Annotated in this window: 15 protein-coding genes; 6 read left to right on the top strand and 9 right to left on the bottom strand. The window is 62.4% G+C overall.

What is annotated here, in order from left to right; all coding sequences use genetic code 11:
* Window positions 1-74 precede the first annotated feature (74 nt).
* On the top strand, window positions 75-1,532 hold the full coding sequence (gene mltF / locus E5221_RS05740) for a membrane-bound lytic murein transglycosylase MltF (RefSeq protein ID WP_015269112.1): 1,458 nt from the start codon (window positions 75-77) through the stop codon (window positions 1,530-1,532).
* Between the two features lie 110 nt (window positions 1,533-1,642).
* Here mltF and tadA read toward each other — a convergent pair whose 3' ends face one another.
* Together tadA and E5221_RS05730 are read right to left on the bottom strand one after the other, a co-directional pair.
* Window positions 1,643-2,122, bottom strand: a complete 480-nt coding sequence (gene tadA / locus E5221_RS05735) for a tRNA adenosine(34) deaminase TadA (RefSeq protein ID WP_013971157.1) — start codon at window positions 2,120-2,122, stop codon at window positions 1,643-1,645.
* On the bottom strand, window positions 2,122-3,504 hold the full coding sequence (locus E5221_RS05730; RefSeq protein ID WP_247846982.1) for a multicopper oxidase family protein: 1,383 nt from the start codon (window positions 3,502-3,504) through the stop codon (window positions 2,122-2,124). The genes tadA and E5221_RS05730 overlap by 1 nt, the downstream gene beginning before the upstream one ends.
* Before the next feature lie 298 nt (window positions 3,505-3,802).
* On the opposite strand from E5221_RS05730, the gene E5221_RS05725 reads away from it, so the two are divergent.
* On the top strand, window positions 3,803-5,683 hold the full coding sequence (locus E5221_RS05725; protein ID WP_247846980.1) for a sulfatase-like hydrolase/transferase: 1,881 nt from the start codon (window positions 3,803-3,805) through the stop codon (window positions 5,681-5,683).
* A 95-nt stretch (window positions 5,684-5,778) separates the two neighbouring features.
* On the opposite strand, the gene guaA is transcribed toward E5221_RS05725, so the two are convergent.
* The 4 genes from guaA to E5221_RS05705 form a co-directional block, all read right to left on the bottom strand.
* On the bottom strand, window positions 5,779-7,356 hold the full coding sequence (gene guaA / locus E5221_RS05720; RefSeq protein WP_013971139.1) for a glutamine-hydrolyzing GMP synthase: 1,578 nt from the start codon (window positions 7,354-7,356) through the stop codon (window positions 5,779-5,781).
* 78 nt (window positions 7,357-7,434) lie between these two features.
* A complete protein-coding gene (gene guaB / locus E5221_RS05715) occupies window positions 7,435-8,904 on the bottom strand; it encodes an IMP dehydrogenase (RefSeq protein ID WP_013971138.1) in 1,470 nt (489 codons plus the stop codon).
* 86 nt (window positions 8,905-8,990) lie between these two features.
* Entirely contained in the window at window positions 8,991-9,548 is a 558-nt protein-coding gene (locus tag E5221_RS05710; RefSeq protein WP_003257977.1) for a hypothetical protein, read from the bottom strand.
* A 51-nt stretch (window positions 9,549-9,599) separates the two neighbouring features.
* A complete protein-coding gene (locus E5221_RS05705; protein ID WP_013971137.1) occupies window positions 9,600-10,355 on the bottom strand; it encodes a sulfite exporter TauE/SafE family protein in 756 nt (251 codons plus the stop codon).
* A gap of 97 nt (window positions 10,356-10,452) precedes the next feature.
* Here E5221_RS05705 and E5221_RS05700 point away from each other — a divergent pair, with 97 nt between their 5' ends.
* From E5221_RS05700 to leuA, 4 genes are all read left to right on the top strand, one after another.
* Window positions 10,453-11,331 (top strand): LysR substrate-binding domain-containing protein, encoded by an 879-nt coding sequence (locus tag E5221_RS05700; RefSeq protein ID WP_061551897.1) that lies wholly within the window; start codon window positions 10,453-10,455, stop codon window positions 11,329-11,331.
* A 313-nt stretch (window positions 11,332-11,644) separates the two neighbouring features.
* A complete protein-coding gene (xseA, locus tag E5221_RS05695; protein WP_061551900.1) occupies window positions 11,645-13,024 on the top strand; it encodes an exodeoxyribonuclease VII large subunit in 1,380 nt (459 codons plus the stop codon).
* A 3-nt stretch (window positions 13,025-13,027) separates the two neighbouring features.
* On the top strand, window positions 13,028-13,855 hold the full coding sequence (locus tag E5221_RS05690) for a M23 family metallopeptidase (RefSeq protein WP_015269103.1): 828 nt from the start codon (window positions 13,028-13,030) through the stop codon (window positions 13,853-13,855).
* Window positions 13,856-14,278: 423 nt separating this feature from the next.
* The gene (leuA, locus tag E5221_RS05685; protein ID WP_013971133.1) at window positions 14,279-15,952 is read left to right on the top strand and encodes a 2-isopropylmalate synthase; all 1,674 of its coding nucleotides are present in this window, start codon (window positions 14,279-14,281) and stop codon (window positions 15,950-15,952) included.
* A gap of 242 nt (window positions 15,953-16,194) precedes the next feature.
* Here leuA and E5221_RS05680 read toward each other — a convergent pair whose 3' ends face one another.
* From E5221_RS05680 to zwf, 3 genes are read right to left on the bottom strand one after another with little or no spacing between them, the layout of a single operon-like run.
* Window positions 16,195-16,875 carry a bifunctional 4-hydroxy-2-oxoglutarate aldolase/2-dehydro-3-deoxy-phosphogluconate aldolase gene (locus E5221_RS05680; RefSeq protein ID WP_015269102.1) on the bottom strand — a complete coding sequence of 227 codons (681 nt, stop codon included), beginning with the start codon at window positions 16,873-16,875 and terminating at the stop codon, window positions 16,195-16,197.
* 17 nt (window positions 16,876-16,892) lie between these two features.
* Window positions 16,893-17,606: a 6-phosphogluconolactonase gene (gene pgl, locus E5221_RS05675; protein WP_061551896.1), complete on the bottom strand. Its 714-nt coding sequence runs from the start codon at window positions 17,604-17,606 to the stop codon at window positions 16,893-16,895.
* A complete protein-coding gene (gene zwf, locus E5221_RS05670; RefSeq protein ID WP_013971130.1) occupies window positions 17,593-19,062 on the bottom strand; it encodes a glucose-6-phosphate dehydrogenase in 1,470 nt (489 codons plus the stop codon). The genes pgl and zwf overlap by 14 nt, the downstream gene beginning before the upstream one ends.
* Window positions 19,063-19,136 lie beyond the last annotated feature (74 nt).

The raw sequence follows: 19,136 nt of genomic DNA, 5'->3' as shown, positions 1-19,136 counted from the left end.
ACAGAACCCGCTACCAGACAAGCTAACAGTTGTCGAGATATGGTTGGGCCAGTCCTTTGCGTATACTGCAACCTATGTTCGCCCACACTGCTTTGCGCCAGCGTTGCGCCAGATGGCTTTTCGCAACCGGACTCTTTCTGCTGCTCGGTGCCTGCGTTGAAAAACCCAGCACCCTCGAGCGCGTGAAGGAGGATGGCGTGCTGCGCGTGATCACCCGCAACAGCCCCGCCACCTACTTCCAGGACCGCAACGGCGAAACCGGCTTCGAGTACGAGCTGGTCCAGCATTTCGCCGAAGATCTGGGCGTGAAGCTGCAGATCGAGACCGCCGACAACCTCGATGAGCTGTACGACAGCCTCGGCAAGCCCTCCGGCCCGGTGCTGGCAGCGGCCGGCCTGGTCACCAGCGAACGGCGCAAGGCCCAGGTCAGGTACTCCCACCCTTATCTGGAAGTGACCCCACAGGTCATCTACCGCAACGGCCGCACGCGCCCCACCAACGCCAAGGGCCTGGTCGGAAAGAAGATCATGGTGCTCAAGGGCAGCAGCCATGCCGACCAGCTGGCCGAGCTGAAAAAGCAGTACCCGGGCCTGGAATACGAGGAATCCGACGCCGTCGAGGTGGTCGACCTGCTGCGCATGGTCGACGAAGGCCAGATCGACCTGACCCTGGTCGACTCCAACGAGCTGGCGATGAACCAGGTGTACTTCCCCAACGTGCGGGTTGCCTTCGACCTGGGCGACACCCGCGACCAGCGCTGGGCGGTGGCGGCCGGTGAAGACAACAGCCTGCTCAACGAGGTCAACGAGTTCCTCGACAAGGCGCAGAAGAACGGCACCCTGCAACGCCTGAAGGACCGCTACTACGGCCATGTCGACGTCCTGGGCTATGTGGGTGCCTACACTTTCGCCCAGCACCTGCAGCAGCGCCTGCCCAAGTACGAGAAGCACTTCAAGAGCTACGCCAAGGTTGAGCAGGTGGACTGGCGCCTGCTGGCCGCCATCGGCTACCAGGAATCGATGTGGCAGCCCGAGGTCACCTCCAAGACCGGCGTGCGCGGCCTGATGATGCTGACCCAGCGCACCGCCCAGGCCATGGGCGTGTCCAACCGCCTGGACCCGAAGCAGAGCATCCAGGGCGGCGCCAAGTACTTCATGAAGATCAAGGAAGAGCTCGATGACAGCATCCAGGAACCGGACCGCACCTGGTTCGCCCTGGCTGCCTACAACGTCGGCAGCGGCCACCTGGAAGACGCCCGCACCCTGGCCAAGCGCGAGAAGCTCAACCCGAACAAGTGGCTGGACGTGAAGAAGATGCTGCCGCGGCTGTCGCAGAAGCAGTGGTATCGCCAGACCAAATACGGCTATGCACGTGGCGGCGAGCCGGTGCATTTCGTGGCCAACATCCGTCGCTACTACGACATCCTCACCTGGGTGACCCAGCCGCAGCTCGAAGGCCAGGTGGCCGAGGGCAGCCTGCATGTGCCCGGGGTGAACAAGGACAAGCCGGCGGAGCAGTCGCCGCCGATGTAGGCCTGCACCGGCCTCTTCGCGGGCACGCCCGCTCCCACAGGAATATCAATCTCCTCAGGCCTGCGGTGTACCTGTAGGAGCGGGCGTGCCCGCGAAGGGGCCGGAACAGGTCAAGACTTGGCTCGGCGAGCCTTGAAGAAGTCACTGAGGATCTGCCCGCACTCCTCCGCCAGCACCCCGCCCTCCACCATCACCCGGTGGTTCAGGAAACCCTGCCCGAAGAACTGCCCCTGGCTCTGCACGATCCCCGCCTTGGGCTCTAGCGCGCCGAATACCACCCGCATCACCCGCGAATGCACGATCAACCCCGCACACATGCTGCACGGTTCCAGGGTCACATACAGGGTGCTGCCGGGTAGCCGGTAGTTACTGGCGGATTTCGCCGCCGCGCGAATGGCCACCATCTCGGCGTGCGCACTGGGGTCACTGTCGATGATCGGCCGGTTGAAGCCCTGCCCGATCACCTGCCCATGCTGCACCAGTACCGCGCCCACCGGCACCTCGCCCATGGCCGCACCTTCGGCGGCCAGGGCCAGGGCCAGGCGCATGAATTCCTGATCGCGACTGCGATCGATGATCTGCGGGCGCATCAGACCACCGCGATCGCGGCCATCAGGCCGGTTTCCATGTGGTCGATGACGTGGCAGTGGAACATCCAGGTGCCCGGGTTATCCGCCACCAGCGCCACCTGGGCGCGCTCGTTCTTGCCCAGCAGGTAGGTATCGGTGAACCACGGCTCCTTGATGTCATGACGGTTGGAGCCGATCACCTTGAAGCTCATGCCGTGCAGGTGGATCGGGTGCTGGTATTGGGTCATGTTCTTCAGCTCGAAGATGTAGCTCTTGCCCTTCTGCAACGTGGCAATGGGGCGCTCGGCGCAGGTCTTGTCGGTGATGTCCCAGGCCTGGCCGTTGATCTGCCACATGCTCGACGGCTTATCCTGGTCCGTAGTGACCGAGACTTTCGCCGCCCACTCGAAATTGAAGTTGAGCTTTTCGGCATTCTCCAGGTCCGGCTCGGCGATCGGGTTGGGCGGTAGCGCCGGCGGCCAGTCACTTGGCGCGTCGTTGCTGGCAACCGAACGCAGGGTGCCCAGGCGCACGAAACCGTCGCGCAGGGAGATCTCCTCCCCCGCCTCAGGAATACGGATAGCGAGGCAGATACGCATGCCTGGGCCGAGCCAGTAGTCATCGTCCAATGGGCGCGGGGTTACCGGGTTGCCGTCCAGAGCATAGATTTTTGCCTCGCAGTTGCCCTTGAGGTTGATGCGGTAGGTCCAGGTGTTGTCCAGGTTAAGCAGACGCACCCGCACAACCTGGCCGGCTGGCAACTCGGTGACCGAATCGGCCTGGCCATTGATGGTGATCAGGCGCCCGGCGGTGCCGTTGCGCGCCGCCTCACGCGGGATGCTGAACGGCAACCAGGCGCCCTGCTCGTCCACGTGCCAGTTCTTCAGGCTGAGCGTACGCTCATGCCTGAAGCCGGTCGGCTCGCGCTCCTCGACGATCAGCGGGCCGACCAGGCCACGGCCCAGCTCTTCGGAACTGCTGACATGCGGGTGGTACCAGTAGCTGCCGGCGTCCGGCACACGGAATTTGTAGTCGAAGTACTCGCCCGGCTTGACTGGCAGCTGCGACACATAGGGCACGCCGTCCATTTCCAGCGGCAGGCGGATACCGTGCCAGTGGATGGTGGTTTCGACCGGCAGGTGGTTGATGAAGCGCACCCGCAGCCAGGTGCCCTGGCGTACGCGCAACTCGGTACCTGGTGCCGACAGGCCGAAGGCCCAGGCTTCGGTCTTGAAACCCGGTACCAGTTCCACATCCAGAGGCGCGGCAATAAGCTCGTAGTCGTGCCCTGCGTTCTCGTCCTCGACCTTGCCCAGCCAGTAGCGGGCCGCGCCTCCGGCGCCCAGGCCCACCACAACCAGGCCAGTGAGGCCTTTGAGCATTTGTCGACGAGTAAAGGACATCGGTGCGGGTACCTCATTCTGCGCAATCAGTCTGCCAGCAGGGGCTGGCGATAAAGGGCGAATACGATACACCTGCATTTGCGAAAGATTAAGTGAAGTCTTGTCGCGCGACCGGTTATCTGCCCCGACACCTGTGGCAACCTGCTCCCCCCGGTACCCAACTAACGCCCAGAGGCTGACTTGCCCGATTCAGGGTGGGCTGCTTAAGTTCAACAGACAGGGTGCACAGGTGCTGGCCTTCTGCCCGCCTATCGCTTCAGACAAGACGCCTGCACTGTGAATGCGAAGGTTTGACACCATGTGGCACAGGAATTCATTACTGTATTTTTCGCTGCTGCTCACTTCAGGCCTTCTTCTGGCACCGAAGATCATCCTGATCGAGTTTTTCTCCTATCGATGGGTGGAGACCGGTGTTCTCGATATTGCCCTGTACTTGCTTCAAGACGTGCTGCTGGTGGTCGCCTTCTTTGTGATTGCTGCCACCACCATAACCAGAAACAAATTCAATTTTTATCTGTTAAGCATCGCCTCAGGCGCCTTGCTGCTGTTCCTGCTGGTGGACATGCGAGTTCGGGAGCTATGGCTGAAGCCACTGGACTGGCAACTGATACGCTACAGCCTGCAGAACGCAAGCAACCTGACCTCCGGAGCCGAGGTGTTCCTCACCCAAGCCGCCGGGTTCGGGCACACATTCAGGTTCATTGTCTTTGTGCTTTTTCTTGCCTACCTGATGACCTGGTCTTTCGCTGGGCTGGCAACCTACATCGCTTATAAAGAACAGCGCACGGTCACAATAAAGAAAAGACAACACCTCTGGGCGTCGCTGCTGGTGATAGGCGCCCTGCTCATCGGCTCCATCCATGCCAAAGACGCACGCTATCACCTGAACGAAAATATTGTCGTCAGTCCGCTGGTCACAACACTCAGAAGCACCACCTTCTTGAATGCAGCTCCGCATAGACCGCCGCTGCCATTCGAACAACCCGCCTACCCGCTAACCAGCGTCAACGACATCCGAAAACTTCAATCTCATGCCACACCAGACTTCAAGAACCTGGTCTTCATCATTCTGGAGTCGGTGCGCTGGAACAGCGTTTTTGCGCCCGACATCAAAACCGCCGAGAGGTATCCCACCTTCGATAAGCTCTCTCGGGAGGGCATGCTCTTCAAAACGTACGTATCAGTGCCTCACTCGTCCAAAGGCTACCACGCGATCCTGACGGGGCTGCACGCCTACCCAGATATTGAAATCAAAGAGGCCATGTACCTGCTACAACCCAGCGTCATCCATGAGCTGAAAAACAGGAAAAACATGGAAGCCGTTGCATTCAGCTCGCTGTACCTGCAATTCGAAAACATGGAGGGTTTCCTGAAGTCCATCGGCGTATCGAATGCCTATGCAGTTTCGGAGATCACCCATGCCGAAAATCGCTCACAACACGCCAGTAGCTTCGGAGAGAGTGATGAACAGCTGTTTTCATCCAGCATCTCTTACCTGGAGAAGATAAAAAATAATGGCCAGGGTTTCATCGCACTCTACTTCCCAAGCGCAGCCCACTACCCCTACCAATGCAGCCAAGGGCCCCCATTACTGAGCGAGCTGGAAAAGTATGAAGACTGCATAGCCAGAACAGACAGCGTACTGGGTGAAATGCTGACATCATTCGACAAGCAAGGCCTTCTGGACGCGACATTATTCGTGCTCGTGGGTGACCACGGAGAGTCGTTTGGTGAGCACGGTCTCTTCATTCACAACGCTTCCATGCACGAAGAAGAAGTGACCGTACCCCTGATTTTCTGGGCCAAGGAAAAGTCACTGCCCAAACCCGCCACAACGACCAGTCACCAGATCGATGTTGCGCCCACGGTCGCCGACTTTTTTGGCGTGATCGAGTCGCCCCTGTCTGTCCAAGGCATCAGCTTGTTGAGGGAACATGGCAAACGCACATTTTTCATGTCCACGTTCTTTGACCAACTGGCGTCAGCCTTGGTGGAGCACCCTTACAAATACATATACGAATTCAGTTCGGACACCCTGACCAAATACAATATCGAGAATGACCCGCAGGAAAAGCACCCGCAGCGCGTGGAGGGCGATGAGTTCGTCGCGGTGAAGAGCAGGTTGCTTTCCTATAATGTCTACCAGAAAGCGCTATTTGTCAAAAAGCCAAAAGAATAAGCAAATCTGAATGAGCAAGAACCAGAAAGCCCGCAATTATGCGGGCTTTCTGGTGTATCCGTGCCTACGGGCACCAGCCTGAGCTGGCTACCCGATCATTCCCACTCGATAGTCGCTGGCGGCTTGCTCGACACGTCGTAGGTAACGCGCGAGATACCATCGATTTCGTTGATGATACGGCCGCTGACGGTTTCCAGCAGCTCGTACGGCAGGTGCGCCCAGCGCGCAGTCATGAAGTCCACGGTCTCGACGGCACGCAGGGCCACGACCCAGGCGTAGCGACGGCCGTCGCCGACGACGCCTACCGACTTGACCGGCTGGAACACCACGAATGCCTGGCTGGTCTTGTGGTACCAGTCGGCCTTGCGCAGCTCTTCGATGAAGATGTGGTCGGCGCGACGCAGGATGTCAGCGTATTCCTTCTTCACTTCACCAAGGATACGCACGCCCAGGCCCGGGCCCGGGAACGGGTGGCGGTAGACCATGTCGTACGGCAGGCCCAGCTCCAGGCCGATCTTGCGCACTTCGTCCTTGAACAGTTCACGCAGCGGCTCGACCAGCTTGAGGTTCATTTCCTCCGGCAGGCCACCAACGTTGTGGTGCGACTTGATCACGTGGGCCTTGCCGCTCTTGGCGCCCGCCGATTCGATCACGTCCGGGTAGATGGTGCCCTGGGCGAGGAACTGGATGTTTTCCAGCTTGCTGGCTTCGGCATCGAACACGTCGATGAAGGTGCGGCCGATGATCTTGCGCTTCTTCTCCGGGTCGGCTTCGCCGGCCAGGTTGTCGAGGAACTGCTTTTCAGCGTCGGCGCGGATGACCTTGACGCCCATGTTCTCCTTGAACATGGCCATCACCTGGTCGCCTTCGTGCAGGCGCAGCAGGCCGTTGTCGACGAATACGCAGGTCAGCTGGTCGCCGATGGCGCGGTGCAGCAGTGCGGCAACGACGGAGCTGTCGACGCCACCGGACAGGCCCAGCAGGACGTTGGCCGAACCGACCTGCTCACGCACCTGGGCAATGGCGTCTTCGACGATGTTGGACGGAGTCCACAGGGCTTCACAGCCGCAGATGTCCTGCACGAAGCGGGACAGGATGCGACCGCCCTGCTTGGTGTGGGTCACTTCCGGGTGGAACTGCACGCCGTAGTAGCCGCGCGCGTCGTCGAACATGCCGGCGATCGGGCAGCTCGGGGTGCTGGCCAGCACGTGGAAGTTGCCCGGCATCTGGGTGACCTTGTCGCCGTGGCTCATCCACACGTCCAGGCCCAGCACGCCGTCGGCGTCGATGTGGTCTTCGATGCCGTCGAGCAGGCGGCTCTTGCCAACCACGTCCACGCGGGCATAACCGAATTCACGCAGGTCGGAACCTTCGACCTTGCCGCCCATCTGCTCGGCCATGGTCTGCATGCCGTAGCAGATGCCCAGCACTGGTACGTTCAGGTCGAACACCGCCTGCGGGGCGCGCGGGCTGTTGGCTTCGTGGACCGACTCGGGGCCGCCGGCGAGGATGATGCCGCGCGGGTTGAATTCGCGGATCGCTTCATCGTCCATGTCGAACGGATGCAGCTCGCAGTACACGCCGATTTCGCGCACGCGGCGGGCGATCAGCTGGGTGTACTGGGAACCGAAATCGAGGATCAGGATGCGGTGAGCGTGAATGTCGAGGGCCATGACTCAATCTCGTCAGTGGAAATCGGAAACGACGCGGGGCTGTCATGACAGCCCCGCTTTCTGTTGTAGCTGGAAGCCTCAGCCTACGCGGTAGTTAGGGGCTTCTTTGGTAATCTGCACGTCATGCACGTGGGACTCGGCCATGCCGGCACCGGTGATGCGCACGAATTCCGGCTTGGTGCGCATCTCTTCGATGGTTGCGCTGCCGGTGTAGCCCATGGACGAACGCAGGCCGCCCATCAGCTGGTGGATGATCGCGGCTAGCGCGCCCTTGTAGGGAACACGGCCTTCGATGCCTTCCGGTACCAGCTTCTCGGCGCCGGCCGAGGAGTCCTGGAAGTAGCGGTCGGACGAGCCTTGCGCCTGTGCCATGGCCCCCAGCGAGCCCATGCCGCGGTAGGCCTTGTAGGAACGGCCCTGGAACAGTTCGACTTCACCCGGAGCCTCTTCGGTACCGGCGAACATCGAACCCATCATCACGCAGGAAGCACCGGCAACGATGGCCTTGGACAGGTCACCCGAGAAGCGGATGCCGCCGTCGGCGATCAGTGGCACACCAGTGCCTTCCAGTGCAGCGGCAACGTTGGCGATGGCGCTGATTTGCGGCACGCCTACGCCGGCAACGATACGGGTGGTGCAGATGGAGCCTGGGCCGATACCGACCTTGACCGCGTCAGCGCCAGCTTCGGCCAGAGCCTTGGCGGCAGCGCCGGTGGCGATGTTGCCGCCGATCACCTGCACTTGCGGGTAGGTTTCCTTGACCCAGCGAACGCGATCGATCACACCTTTGGAGTGACCGTGGGCGGTATCGACCACAACCACGTCAACGCCAGCAGCCACCAGGGCGGCAACACGCTCGCCGGTGTCCTTGCCGGTGCCGACCGCGGCGCCGACGCGCAGGCGACCCTGGTCGTCCTTGCTGGCCAGCGGGTAGGCCTTGGCCTTTTCGATGTCCTTGACGGTCATCATGCCCTTGAGGTTGAACTTGTCGTCAACGATCAGGACTTTTTCCAGGCGGTGCTTGTGCAGCAGCTCGCGGACTTCGTTCTTGTCGGCGCCTTCGCGGACGGTGACCAGACGCTCTTTGGGGGTCATCACGTCGCGGACCTTGGCGTCCAGGCGGCTTTCGAAGCGCACGTCACGGGAGGTGACGATACCGACCAGGTCGCCATTCGCCAGCACCGGAACGCCGGAGATGTTGTTCAGGCGGGTCAGGTCGAACAGGTCGCGCACGGTGGCGTCGGCGTCGATGGTGATCGGGTCCTTGACCACGCCAGCCTCGAACTTCTTGACCTTGCGGACTTCGCTGGCCTGCTGTTCGATGGTCATGTTCTTGTGGATGATGCCGATGCCGCCTTCCTGGGCCATGGCAATGGCCAGGCGCGCTTCGGTCACGGTATCCATGGCAGCGGATACCAGCGGAATGTTCAGCTCGATGCCACGGGTCAAACGGGTCTTGAGACTGACTTCATTAGGCAGTACCTCGGAATAGCCAGGTACAAGGAGGATATCGTCGAAGGTCAGGGCTTCTTGGCTGATACGCAGCATCGCGGGGGCTCCCGGGCGGGAAAAATGGAAGCGCGCCATTATACTCATGCACGGCGCGCCGCTCAATGCAAAATAAGGGCCTTCGGTCAGCCTTGTGGCAGTTTTACCTGTACCACGGCCACCGGCTGGTCGAGCCAGTCGGCGAAGCTGTCGAGGAAGGCCTGGGTGAACCCGGCCTCGCCCCAGTTGTTGAAGATGAACCCCAGGTTGGAAAAGGCACATGGCTGCAGGTAAATGAAGCCATTGATGTCATCTTCGAAGCCGCACAACGGGCAGGTGAAGTTGTCGCTAACTGCCGGCATCCATTCTTCCAGGCTTTCGAACAGCGGCTCACCCACCTCGCGCCGGCACTCGGGGCAACCGGCCTCTTCGAGGAAACCTTCGGTAGGGGTATAGATGCAGCGCTTGAGCATCACCTCCAGGCCGTTGACCTGTTCGCCGAAGGGCAGTTTCTCCGGATGCAGGGCCACTTTGCGGGCACCTTCGGCTAGGGCATGGCCCATGCGATTGCCGGTGCGGCCACAGGTGGTCAGCTGTTCCTCGACGACTTTCTCGCGCACCAGCCAGCGCAGGATGGCGCGGGCACGGGCTTCGTGCACCGGGACGGTAGAAAGCTTGGGAACGATGATGCTCTGGGTGTTCATGAACGGGGCAAGCCTGAAAAACTGCGGTAATAGCGCAATTCTACCGCCTGCTCAGGCGCTCAGGTAGCGACCGATCAGCGCCAGGCCGCTGGCCAGCACCAGCCAGGTGACCAGGCGCACGAAGGCTTCGCGAGACAGCCGATGGGTAAGCCTGCGCCCTGCCCAGAGGCCGACGAGCATGACCGGCAACAGGCAGGCGGCGAGCAACAGCAGGCTCTGGTCGGCATAGACGCCTGCGATAAGGAACAGCGTCAGCCGCACCACCGTACTGCAACTGATCAGCGCGCTCTGGGTAGCGCGCACCTGTTCCTTCACCTCCAGCCGCGCGCTCAGGTACAGCGCATAAAGGAAGCCGCCGCTGCCGAACAAGGCGCCGAACAGCCCGCCTGCCGTGCCCATCGGCATTGCCCAGAAACCCGACAGACTGGCCGGCCGTACCTTCACCGCCAGCCCGTACAGGGCATACGCCGTGACGAACAGCCCCATCAGCAGCAGCAACAGGTCTGACTTCAGCTGTAGCAGGAATACCACACCCAGCGCGCAGCCAATGGCCATGAACGGCAGCAGCCGCAGCAGTTCGCCGCGCACGACATCGCGGCGCGAGGGCAGCAGGTTGCCGAAGGCGGCGACGAAGTCCAGCAGCACCAGCAGCGGAATGATCCGCGACAGCGGCATGAAATGGATCAGCACTGGGCCGGCCACCAGCGCGGTGCCGAAACCGGCGATGCCGAAGACGATGTAGGCAGCGCCGACACCAAGCAGGATAGGCAGCCAGTCGAGGCCGGAAAACGACAGTTGGGCGAGCATGGCAGCAGTTCCTGGAAAGACAGGCAAAGGTTAGCCAGCCATGAGCCATGCCGACTAATATGCCTTTGTCGCCACACTCATCTCGAAAAGGCATGACATGACGTCGATCCGCCAATTGCGTTACTTCGTGGAAATCGCCGAATGCGGCAGCTTCAGCGCTGCCGCCGAGCGGCTGTACATCGCCCAGTCGGCGCTGAGCCGGCAGATCAAGGAACTGGAGCAGCAACTGGGCACGCCGCTGTTCGAACGCACCGCGCGCCTCCCGCGCCTGACACTGGCTGGCCAGGCCTTTTTGGAACGGGCGCGGCGCTTGCTGGCCGACTTGGCGCAGGCCGAGCGTGTAACCCGCGACATTGGCGAAGGGCTGCAGGGCAGTCTGCGCCTGAACCACTCCAGTACAGTGCCGCTGACCGGCCCGCTGCTGGCTCGCCTGGGCGGTTACTTGCGCGACAACCCAGGTGTTTCGCTGGAAATTGCCCAGCAGTCGTCGGAGGCGCAGTTGGAGGATATCGCTGCCGGGCGGTTGGATATCGGCCTGCTGCGCTTGCCGGTGCTGCGCCAGCATGAAGGGGTGGTGCTGCATGAACTGTTCAGCGAACCCCTGCTGCTGGCGGTCTCCGCCGGGCATCCCTTGGCCAGCGCGCCACAGGTGAAACTGGAACAACTGCGGGAAGAGCGCTTCATTTCCATTCCGCACCGGGACCGTGGCGGGCTGAGCTACCTGTCGGCCTCGATGTGCATGGAGGCAGGCTTTTTCCCGCGAGCAGCGCAGGTGCTGTCGCGCAAGACCACCCAGTTGCAGTTGATTCAGGCGGGGTTTGGGGTGGCGTTGTTGCCGGAATGCATGCGTGAGATTGCGCCGGCGTCGGTCAGCTTCGTGGCGCTGGAGGGGGGGTGTGAGAGTACTGTGGCGATGGCTTGCAGGCGTGACGCAGGTTCGATGGTGCGCCAGTTCGTGACGGCGATGCAGGCCTGAAAGGCCGGCCCCCATAGAACTGCACTTAACTCATTGAATTAGCAGGGACCCTGTGGGAGCGGCTTTAGCCGCGAACACCGGCCCAGCCGGTGCCATGCACCGCGTTGGATTCTTCGCGGCTAAAGCCGCTCCCACAGGGTATGCGGACTGCTTGCACTTTCAGTTATCTACGCGACAGCGCAGCCCAAAGGGCTGGGCCGGCTCCCACAGGGACAGCATGAGGCCCAAGCCAGCGCGATACCTGTGGGAGCCGGCTTGCCGGCGATAGGGCCAGGACAGACAACCGGGGCCGATGTCCTTTATGATGCCCGCCATGATCAGAGACCCTTTCGAACGACTCGGCCTGGACCGCGAGGTCCTTACCGTCAGCCAACTCAACGGCCGCGCCCGCGTGCTGCTGGAAGACGTGTTCCGCAGCGTGTGGGTGGAAGGCGAGATTTCCAACCTCGCCCGCCCGGCGTCCGGCCACATGTACTTCACCCTCAAGGACAGCGGCGCACAGGTGCGCTGCGCGCTGTTCCGACAGAACGCCACGCGGGTGCGCCAGGCCCTGCGCGACGGTCTGGCGGTGCGGGTACGCGGCAAGGTTTCGCTGTTCGAAGGGCGTGGCGATTACCAGCTGATTCTCGACACCGTCGAGCCGGCCGGTGATGGCGCCTTGCGCCTGGCCTTCGAGGCATTAAAAGAGAAGCTCGGTGCCGAGGGGCTGTTCAGCGCCGAACGCAAGCAGCCGCTGCCGGCCCACCCGCAGCGCATCGGCATCATTACGTCGCCCACCGGCGCAGTGATCCGCGACATCATCAGTGTGTTCGGTCGCCGCGCCCCGCAAGTGGAACTGAACCTGATCCCCACCGCAGTGCAGGGCCGCGAAGCCATTGCACAGATCGTGCGCGCGATCCGCCTGGCCGATAGCCGGGGGTTCGATGCACTGATCCTGGCCCGGGGGGGCGGCTCGCTTGAAGACTTGTGGTGCTTCAACGAAGAAGCAGTGGCGCGGGCCGTGGCCGCCTGTGTCACGCCGATTGTCAGCGCCGTGGGCCATGAGACCGATGTCTCGATCAGCGACTTTGTCGCCGACGTGCGCGCGCCTACACCGTCTGCTGCCGCCGAGCTGCTGGCCCCCGACAACAGTGGCCTGCAGCAACGCCTGGATGGCCTGCAACGGCGCCTGCTGCTGCGCATGCAGAACCGCCTGACCCACGACCGCCTGCGCCTGGAGTCACTGACCCGGCGCCTGCGTCACCCGGGCGAGCGCCTGCGCCAGCAGGCCCAACGCCTGGACGACCTGGACATGCGCTTGCGCCGCGCGTTCATGCTCAACCTCAACCAGCGCCACGAGCGCCTGGCACGCCTGGACACCCGCCTCGCCGCGCAGCACCCGGGGCGAACCCTGAAACTGTTGGGCCAACGCCTGGACAGCCTGGCCGAGCGCCTGCCACGGGCCATGCGCGAGGTGCTCAAGGACCGCCGCCAGCGCTTCCAGGCCCAGTTGCAGACGCTTCAGGTGGTCAGCCCGCTGGCCACCCTCGCCCGCGGCTACAGCATCCTGCTGGACGAACAGGGCCAGGCCATCCGCAGCGCCGAACAGACCCGCAATGGCCAGCGCCTGACCGCCCGCCTGAACGAAGGCGAGCTGTTGGTGCGGGTCGAAGACAACCACCTGACCCCGGTCACCCTCTCACTTCTGGACTGACACATGCCCCGCCTGCTCGCGCCCCTACTTGCCCTTTCCCTCCTGCTGCTGGCCGGCGGCGCCCAGGCCAGCTACATCACCCGCACGCTGAACAAGCCGGTACCCGGCGGCGTGGCGGTGGTCGACCTCGGCCCCGCCGCCAGCGCGCCCAGCGCCCGCTTCGACGGCAAACCGGTGCTGGTGGTGAAGGAGCAGGACAACTGGCTGGCCATCGTCGGCATCCCGCTGACCCAGAAGCCCGGCACCGCGATGCTGAGCCAGGGCGGCCGTACCCTGCCCTTCACGGTCGGTAGCAAGAAATACCCCGAGCAGCGCATCACCCTGAAGAACACCCGCCAGGTCAACCCGAACCCGGCCGACCTCAAGCGCATCGATCGTGAGCTGGCCGAGCAGATCAAGGCTTACCGCAGCTTCAGCCCGACCCTGCCCAGCAACCTGATTCTCGACAAGCCGGTCAGTGGCCCGCTGTCGAGCAAGTTCGGCGTGCGCCGTTTCTTCAATGGCGAAGAACGCAACCCGCATGCCGGGCTGGACTTCGCGGTGCCGGCCGGCACGCCAATCAAGACCCCGGCCAATGGCAAGGTGATCCTGGTGGGCGATTACTTTTTCAACGGCCGCACGGTGTTCGTCGACCACGGGCAGGGCTTTATCAGCATGTTCTGCCATATGTCGAAGATCGATGTGCAGGTGGGGCAGCAGCTGCGCCGGGGCGAGGTGGTGGGGCGCGTGGGCTCGACCGGGCGGGCTACCGGGCCACATATGCACTGGAACGTCAGCCTGAACGATGCACGGGTGGATCCGGCGATTTTCATTGGTGCGTTCCAGCCCTGAGAGCGGTACTGCCTGTGCCGGCCTCTTCGCGGGTAAACCCGCTCCCACAGGGATGGCGCTGCACCTGTGGGAGCGGGTTCACCCGCGAAAGGGCCAGCACAGTCGACATCAGTTCAACTGTGTTGCGCCATCGAAAAATACTGCGCAACAATCAATAAGCCAGCTTTGCTTTCATGCCATAAAATCTCGCCTTTTAGCTTTTTTTAAGCATTCCTCTCAATTTTTTCTGAACGCTTGCCATCACCCACCCCACTGGTTAGGGTTGAAGGCATGAAAACCTACAGCACCCTCATCCTGCTCCGACAACATCGCAGCCTCTGCCTGGTCAGCGCCCGACTACCAGGCTGAATCGCGTCGCCTCGCCTTTTATCTCGTTATCGCTCGGCAGGCCCGATCTCGGCCGCACACAAAAGGATTGCTTCCATGACCATGCTCAAAGACCCTTCGAAGAAATACCGCGCTTTCCCGACCATCGACCTGCCTGACCGTACCTGGCCGTCGAAGACCATCACCGCCGCGCCAATCTGGTGCAGCTCCGACCTGCGTGATGGCAACCAGTCGCTGATCGAGCCGATGGATTCGGAGAAGAAACTGCGCTTCTGGAAGACCCTGGTGCAGGTTGGCGTGAAGGAAATCGAAGCCTCGTTCCCATCCGCCTCGCAGACCGATTTCGACTTCGTGCGCATGCTGATCGAAGACGGCCACATCCCGGACGACACCACCATCCAGGTGCTCACCCAGGCCCGTGAAGACCTCATCGCCCGTACCTTCGAATCGCTGCGCGGGGCGAAGAAGGCCATCGTCCACCTGTACAACGCCACCAGCCCGTCGTTCCGCCGTATTGTCTTCAACCAGGACAAGCAAGGCGTGAAGGACATCGCGGTGAACGCGGCCAAGCTGTTCGTCAAGTATGCCGCCCAGCAGCCGGAAACCCAGTGGACCTTCCAGTACTCGCCGGAAACCTTCAGCGCCACCGAGATGGAGTTCGCCAAGGAAGTCTGCGACGCGGTCATCGAGGTGTGGAACCCGACCCCCGAGCACAAGATCATCCTCAACCTGCCGGCCACCGTGGAAGTGTCCACCCCGAACATCTACGCCGACCAGATCGAGTGGTTCTGCCGTAATGTGAGCCGTCGCGACAGCGTGATCATCAGCCTGCACTGCCACAACGACCGTGGCACCGGTATTGCCGCCACCGAGCTGGGCCTGATGGCCGGCGCCGATCGTGCCGAAGGCTGCCTGTTCGGCAACGGCGAGCGTACCGGTAACGTCGACCTGGTGACCCTGGCGCTGAACCTCTACACCCAGGGCATCGACCCGCTGCTGGACTTCTCCGACATCGACGGCGTGCGCAAGGTGGTCGAAGAGTGCAACCAGCTGCCGGTACACCCACGCCACCCGTACGTGGGCGACCTGGTCCACACCGCGTTCTCCGGTTCGCACCAGGACGCCATCCGCAAGGGCTTCGCCAAGCAGCAGGAAGGCGAGCTGTGGGAAGTGCCTTACTTGCCGATCGACCCGGCCGACATCGGCCGCAGCTACGAGGCGGTGATCCGCGTCAACAGCCAGTCGGGCAAAGGCGGCATCACCTACCTGCTCGAGCAGGAATACGGCATCAGCCTGCCGCGCCGCATGCAGATCGAATTCAGCCAGGTAGTACAAGGCGAAACCGACCGCCTGGGCCTGGAAATGACCGCCCAGCAGATCTACAGCCTGCTGCACAAGGAATACCTGCAGGCCAACTCCCCGTATGCGCTGGTCAGCCACCGTCTGCAGGAAGAGAACGGCCACAGCGCCGTGGAAGTGGAAGTGGCGGGCGAAGGCGAGACTACCCTGCACTGGCGCGGCAAGGGCAACGGCGCACTGGAAGCACTGGTGGCCGGCCTGCCGATTGCCGTGGAGATCATGGACTACAACGAGCATGCCATTGGCGCCGGCACCAATGCCAAGGCCGCGGCCTATATCGAACTGCGCGTGGCCGGTGGTCGCCCGGTACATGGTGTGGGTATCGATGAAAACATCACCACGGCCAGCTTCAAGGCACTGTTCAGCGCGCTGAACCGCTCGCTGAGCCAGCAGGAAGCCAAGGCGGCCTGAGCCGTACCGCAATGAATGAGAAAGCCCGCATCGTTTGATGCGGGCTTTTTTGTTGGCCTGTGCCGGCCTCTTCGCAGCACAAGGCTGCTCCTACATGGGGCAGCGCAAGGTCCGGATGCTATGCAGTTCCTTGTAGGAGCAGCCTTGTGCTGCGAAGAGGCCGGCACAGGCACTGCAAGAATTTCAGGCAAAAAAAGGGGCGCCGACCAAGCGCCCCACAAGCCGTAAAGCACACAACAAATTCAGTTGGCGTCCAGCAGCGCCATCGCTTCCGCACTGCACGCTTCGATCCGCGCCCAGTCGCCGTTCTTGATCCAGCTGCTGTCGAGCATCCAGGTACCACCCACACACATCACATTGGGCAACGCCATGTAGTTGCGCACGTTGGCCGGGTTCACCCCGCCCGTAGGACAGAAACGAATATCGCCGAACGGGCCGCCAAAGGCCTTGATCGCCGCTACCCCGCCGCTGATCTCCGCCGGGAACAGCTTGAAGCGGCGGTAGCCCAGGGCGTAGCCCATCATGATTTCGGACGGCGTGCTGATGCCTGGCAACAGCGGGATCTCGCTGTCCACACCAGCTTCGAGAATGTCTTGGGTAATGCCTGGCGTAACGACGAATTGCGCACCCGCAGCTTCAACCGCGGCGAACATGCCACGATCGAGCACGGTGCCGGCACCGACACAAAGCTCCGGGCGCTGCTCGCGCAACACCTGGATGGCCTTCAGGCCATATTGCGAGCGCAAGGTCACTTCCAGGGTACGGATACCGCCGGCGGCCAGGGCGTCAGCCAGCGGCAGGATGTCTTCCTCACGGGCGATGGTGATCACCGGCAGGATGCGCGCCTCTTTGCAAATGGCGTCGATCCGTGCGGCTTTGTCGGCCATCGAGAGCTTGGGCTGTGGGCGTTCAAGGGTGGTCATGACTGTGGATCCTTGGCTCATGGGCACCAGTAGATGTCCAGGGGGGCGTGAAGAAAAGCGCGTATCGGCATTTCGGAAAGGTCGGTGCCAGCCAGCGCGGCGCGCAGGGTAGCGAGTTTGCCCTGCCCTTGTACGGACAGCGCGGTAAAGGCGGAGCTGGCCAGCAGCGAGCGGGTCATCGACAGGCGCTGGCGCGGCACGCTCGGTGCCAGCAAGGGCAGGCAGCGGCGTGAGTTGGCTAGGTCGAGGCCTGCCTCCAGGTTGGGGCTGGCGGGGAACAGCGAAGCTGTATGGCCATCATCCCCCATGCCCAGCACCAGTACGTCAATTGGCGGCAGCTCGGCCAAGGCCTGATCGGCCTTGCCTGCAGCGGCATCAAGGTTCTCCGCCTGCTGGTAAAGACCAACGAAGCGGGCCTTGGCTGCCGCGCCCTTGAACAGGTGGCGCGCCAGCAGGCCGGCGTTGCTGTCGGCATGCTCCACCGGCACCCAGCGCTCATCGGCCAGGCTGACGGTGACCTTGGCCCAGTCGAGGTTTTCGCTGGCCAGCTTCTCGAGGAACGGCACCGGGCTGCGGCCGCCGGATAGCACCACGCAGGCCTGGCCCTTGGCGGCAATGGCTGCGCGCAGGCGCTCGGCCACGTCATGGGCCTGGGCTGCGGCCAGAGCCTTGGCATCCGCCAGCTCATGTACCGTCACAGTCGCTGGCAGTTTCAGTTCAGATATCCCCATACCACGCCCTCCCATCGCGTGTGATCAGTGCAATCGAGCTCATCGGCCCCCAGGAGCCTGCGGCGTAGGGCTTGGGCGCATCGCCTGCGTTACGCCAGCCAGCAATCAGCTGGTCGCACCACTTCCAGGCATACTCGATTTCATCCTTGCGCACGAACAGGTTCTGGTTACCGCGCATCACTTCGAGCAACAGCCGCTCGTAGGCATCCGGGATCCTTGCACTGCGCCAGGTATCGGAGAAATTCAGCTGCAACGGGCCGCTGCGCAGTTGCATGCCTTTATCCAGGCCCTGCTCCTTGGTCATCACCCGTAAAGAAATGCCTTCGTCCGGTTGCAGGCGGATGATCAGCTTGTTACCGATCTGCAAACGCTGTTCCGGAGCGAAGATGTAGTGCGGCGTTTCCTTGAAGTGGATGACGATCTGCGACAGTTTCTGCGGCATGCGCTTGCCGGTACGCAGGTAGAACGGCACCCCCGACCAGCGCCAGTTGCGGATGTCGGCACGCAGGGCGACGAAGGTTTCGGTGTCGCTCTGGGCGTTGGCGTTGTCTTCTTCCAGGTAACCGGGCACAGGCTTGCCATCGCTGTAGCCGGCGATGTACTGGCCGCGCACCACACGGGTGCTCAGCCCTTCGCCGGTGATCGGTGCCAGGGCCTTGAGTACCTTGACCTTCTCGTCACGGATGGCGTCGGCCGACAGCTCGCTGGGCGGGTCCATGGCGATCAGGCACAGCAGCTGCAGCAGGTGGTTCTGGATCATGTCGCGCAGCTGGCCGGCCTTGTCGAAGTAGCCCCAGCGGCCTTCGATACCGACCTTCTCGGCGACGGTGATCTCCACATGGGAGATGGAATTCTGGTTCCACTGGGTTTCGAACAGGCTGTTGGCGAAACGCAGGGCGATCAGGTTCTGCACTGTTTCCTTGCCCAGGTAGTGGTCGATGCGGTAGACCCGGCTCTCTGGGAAGAACCGAGCCACAGCATCATTGACCCGGCGCGACGACTCCAGGTCGTGGCCAATGGGCTTCTCCAGCACCACTCGGGTGCGTGCGGCCAGCCCGGCCTTGTCGAGGTTTTCGCAGATGGCCCCGTACACCGCCGCAGCGGTGGCGAAGTAGGCAATCAGCGGCAGCTCGTCCGGCAACTGCTCGGCCAGGGCCTGATAGCCCTCGGGCTGGAGGAAATCCAGGTGCTGGTAGCTCAGCCTGGCGAGGAAACGGCCCAGTGCGGCGGGCTCGATATCGGCCTCGGGCACATGCCGGCGCAGGTGCGCCTCGATGCTGTCCAGGTGGCCCTGCGCGCTACCGGCCTCGCGGGCCAGCGCCAGCAGGCGGGTTTCCGGGTGCAGCAGGTTGGCCCGGTCGAGCTGATAGAGGGCAGGAAACAGCTTGCGCAATGCCAGGTCGCCTAAGGCGCCAAACAGGGCAAAGGTGCAAGGTTCGACACTGATCGCAGCCATGATGTTGGTTCTTTCCTAAAGTTGGTCTAGGAATACCGCTTTCACATACGGTTTTCAAGGGATAATGTAGTAAA

It is taken from the genome of Pseudomonas sp. A2 (assembly GCF_023100865.1).
Classification (GTDB): domain Bacteria; phylum Pseudomonadota; class Gammaproteobacteria; order Pseudomonadales; family Pseudomonadaceae; genus Aquipseudomonas; species Aquipseudomonas asiatica.
Note: the sequence above shows the minus strand (reverse complement) of the source record. Positions and strands in the feature narration are given on the sequence as shown.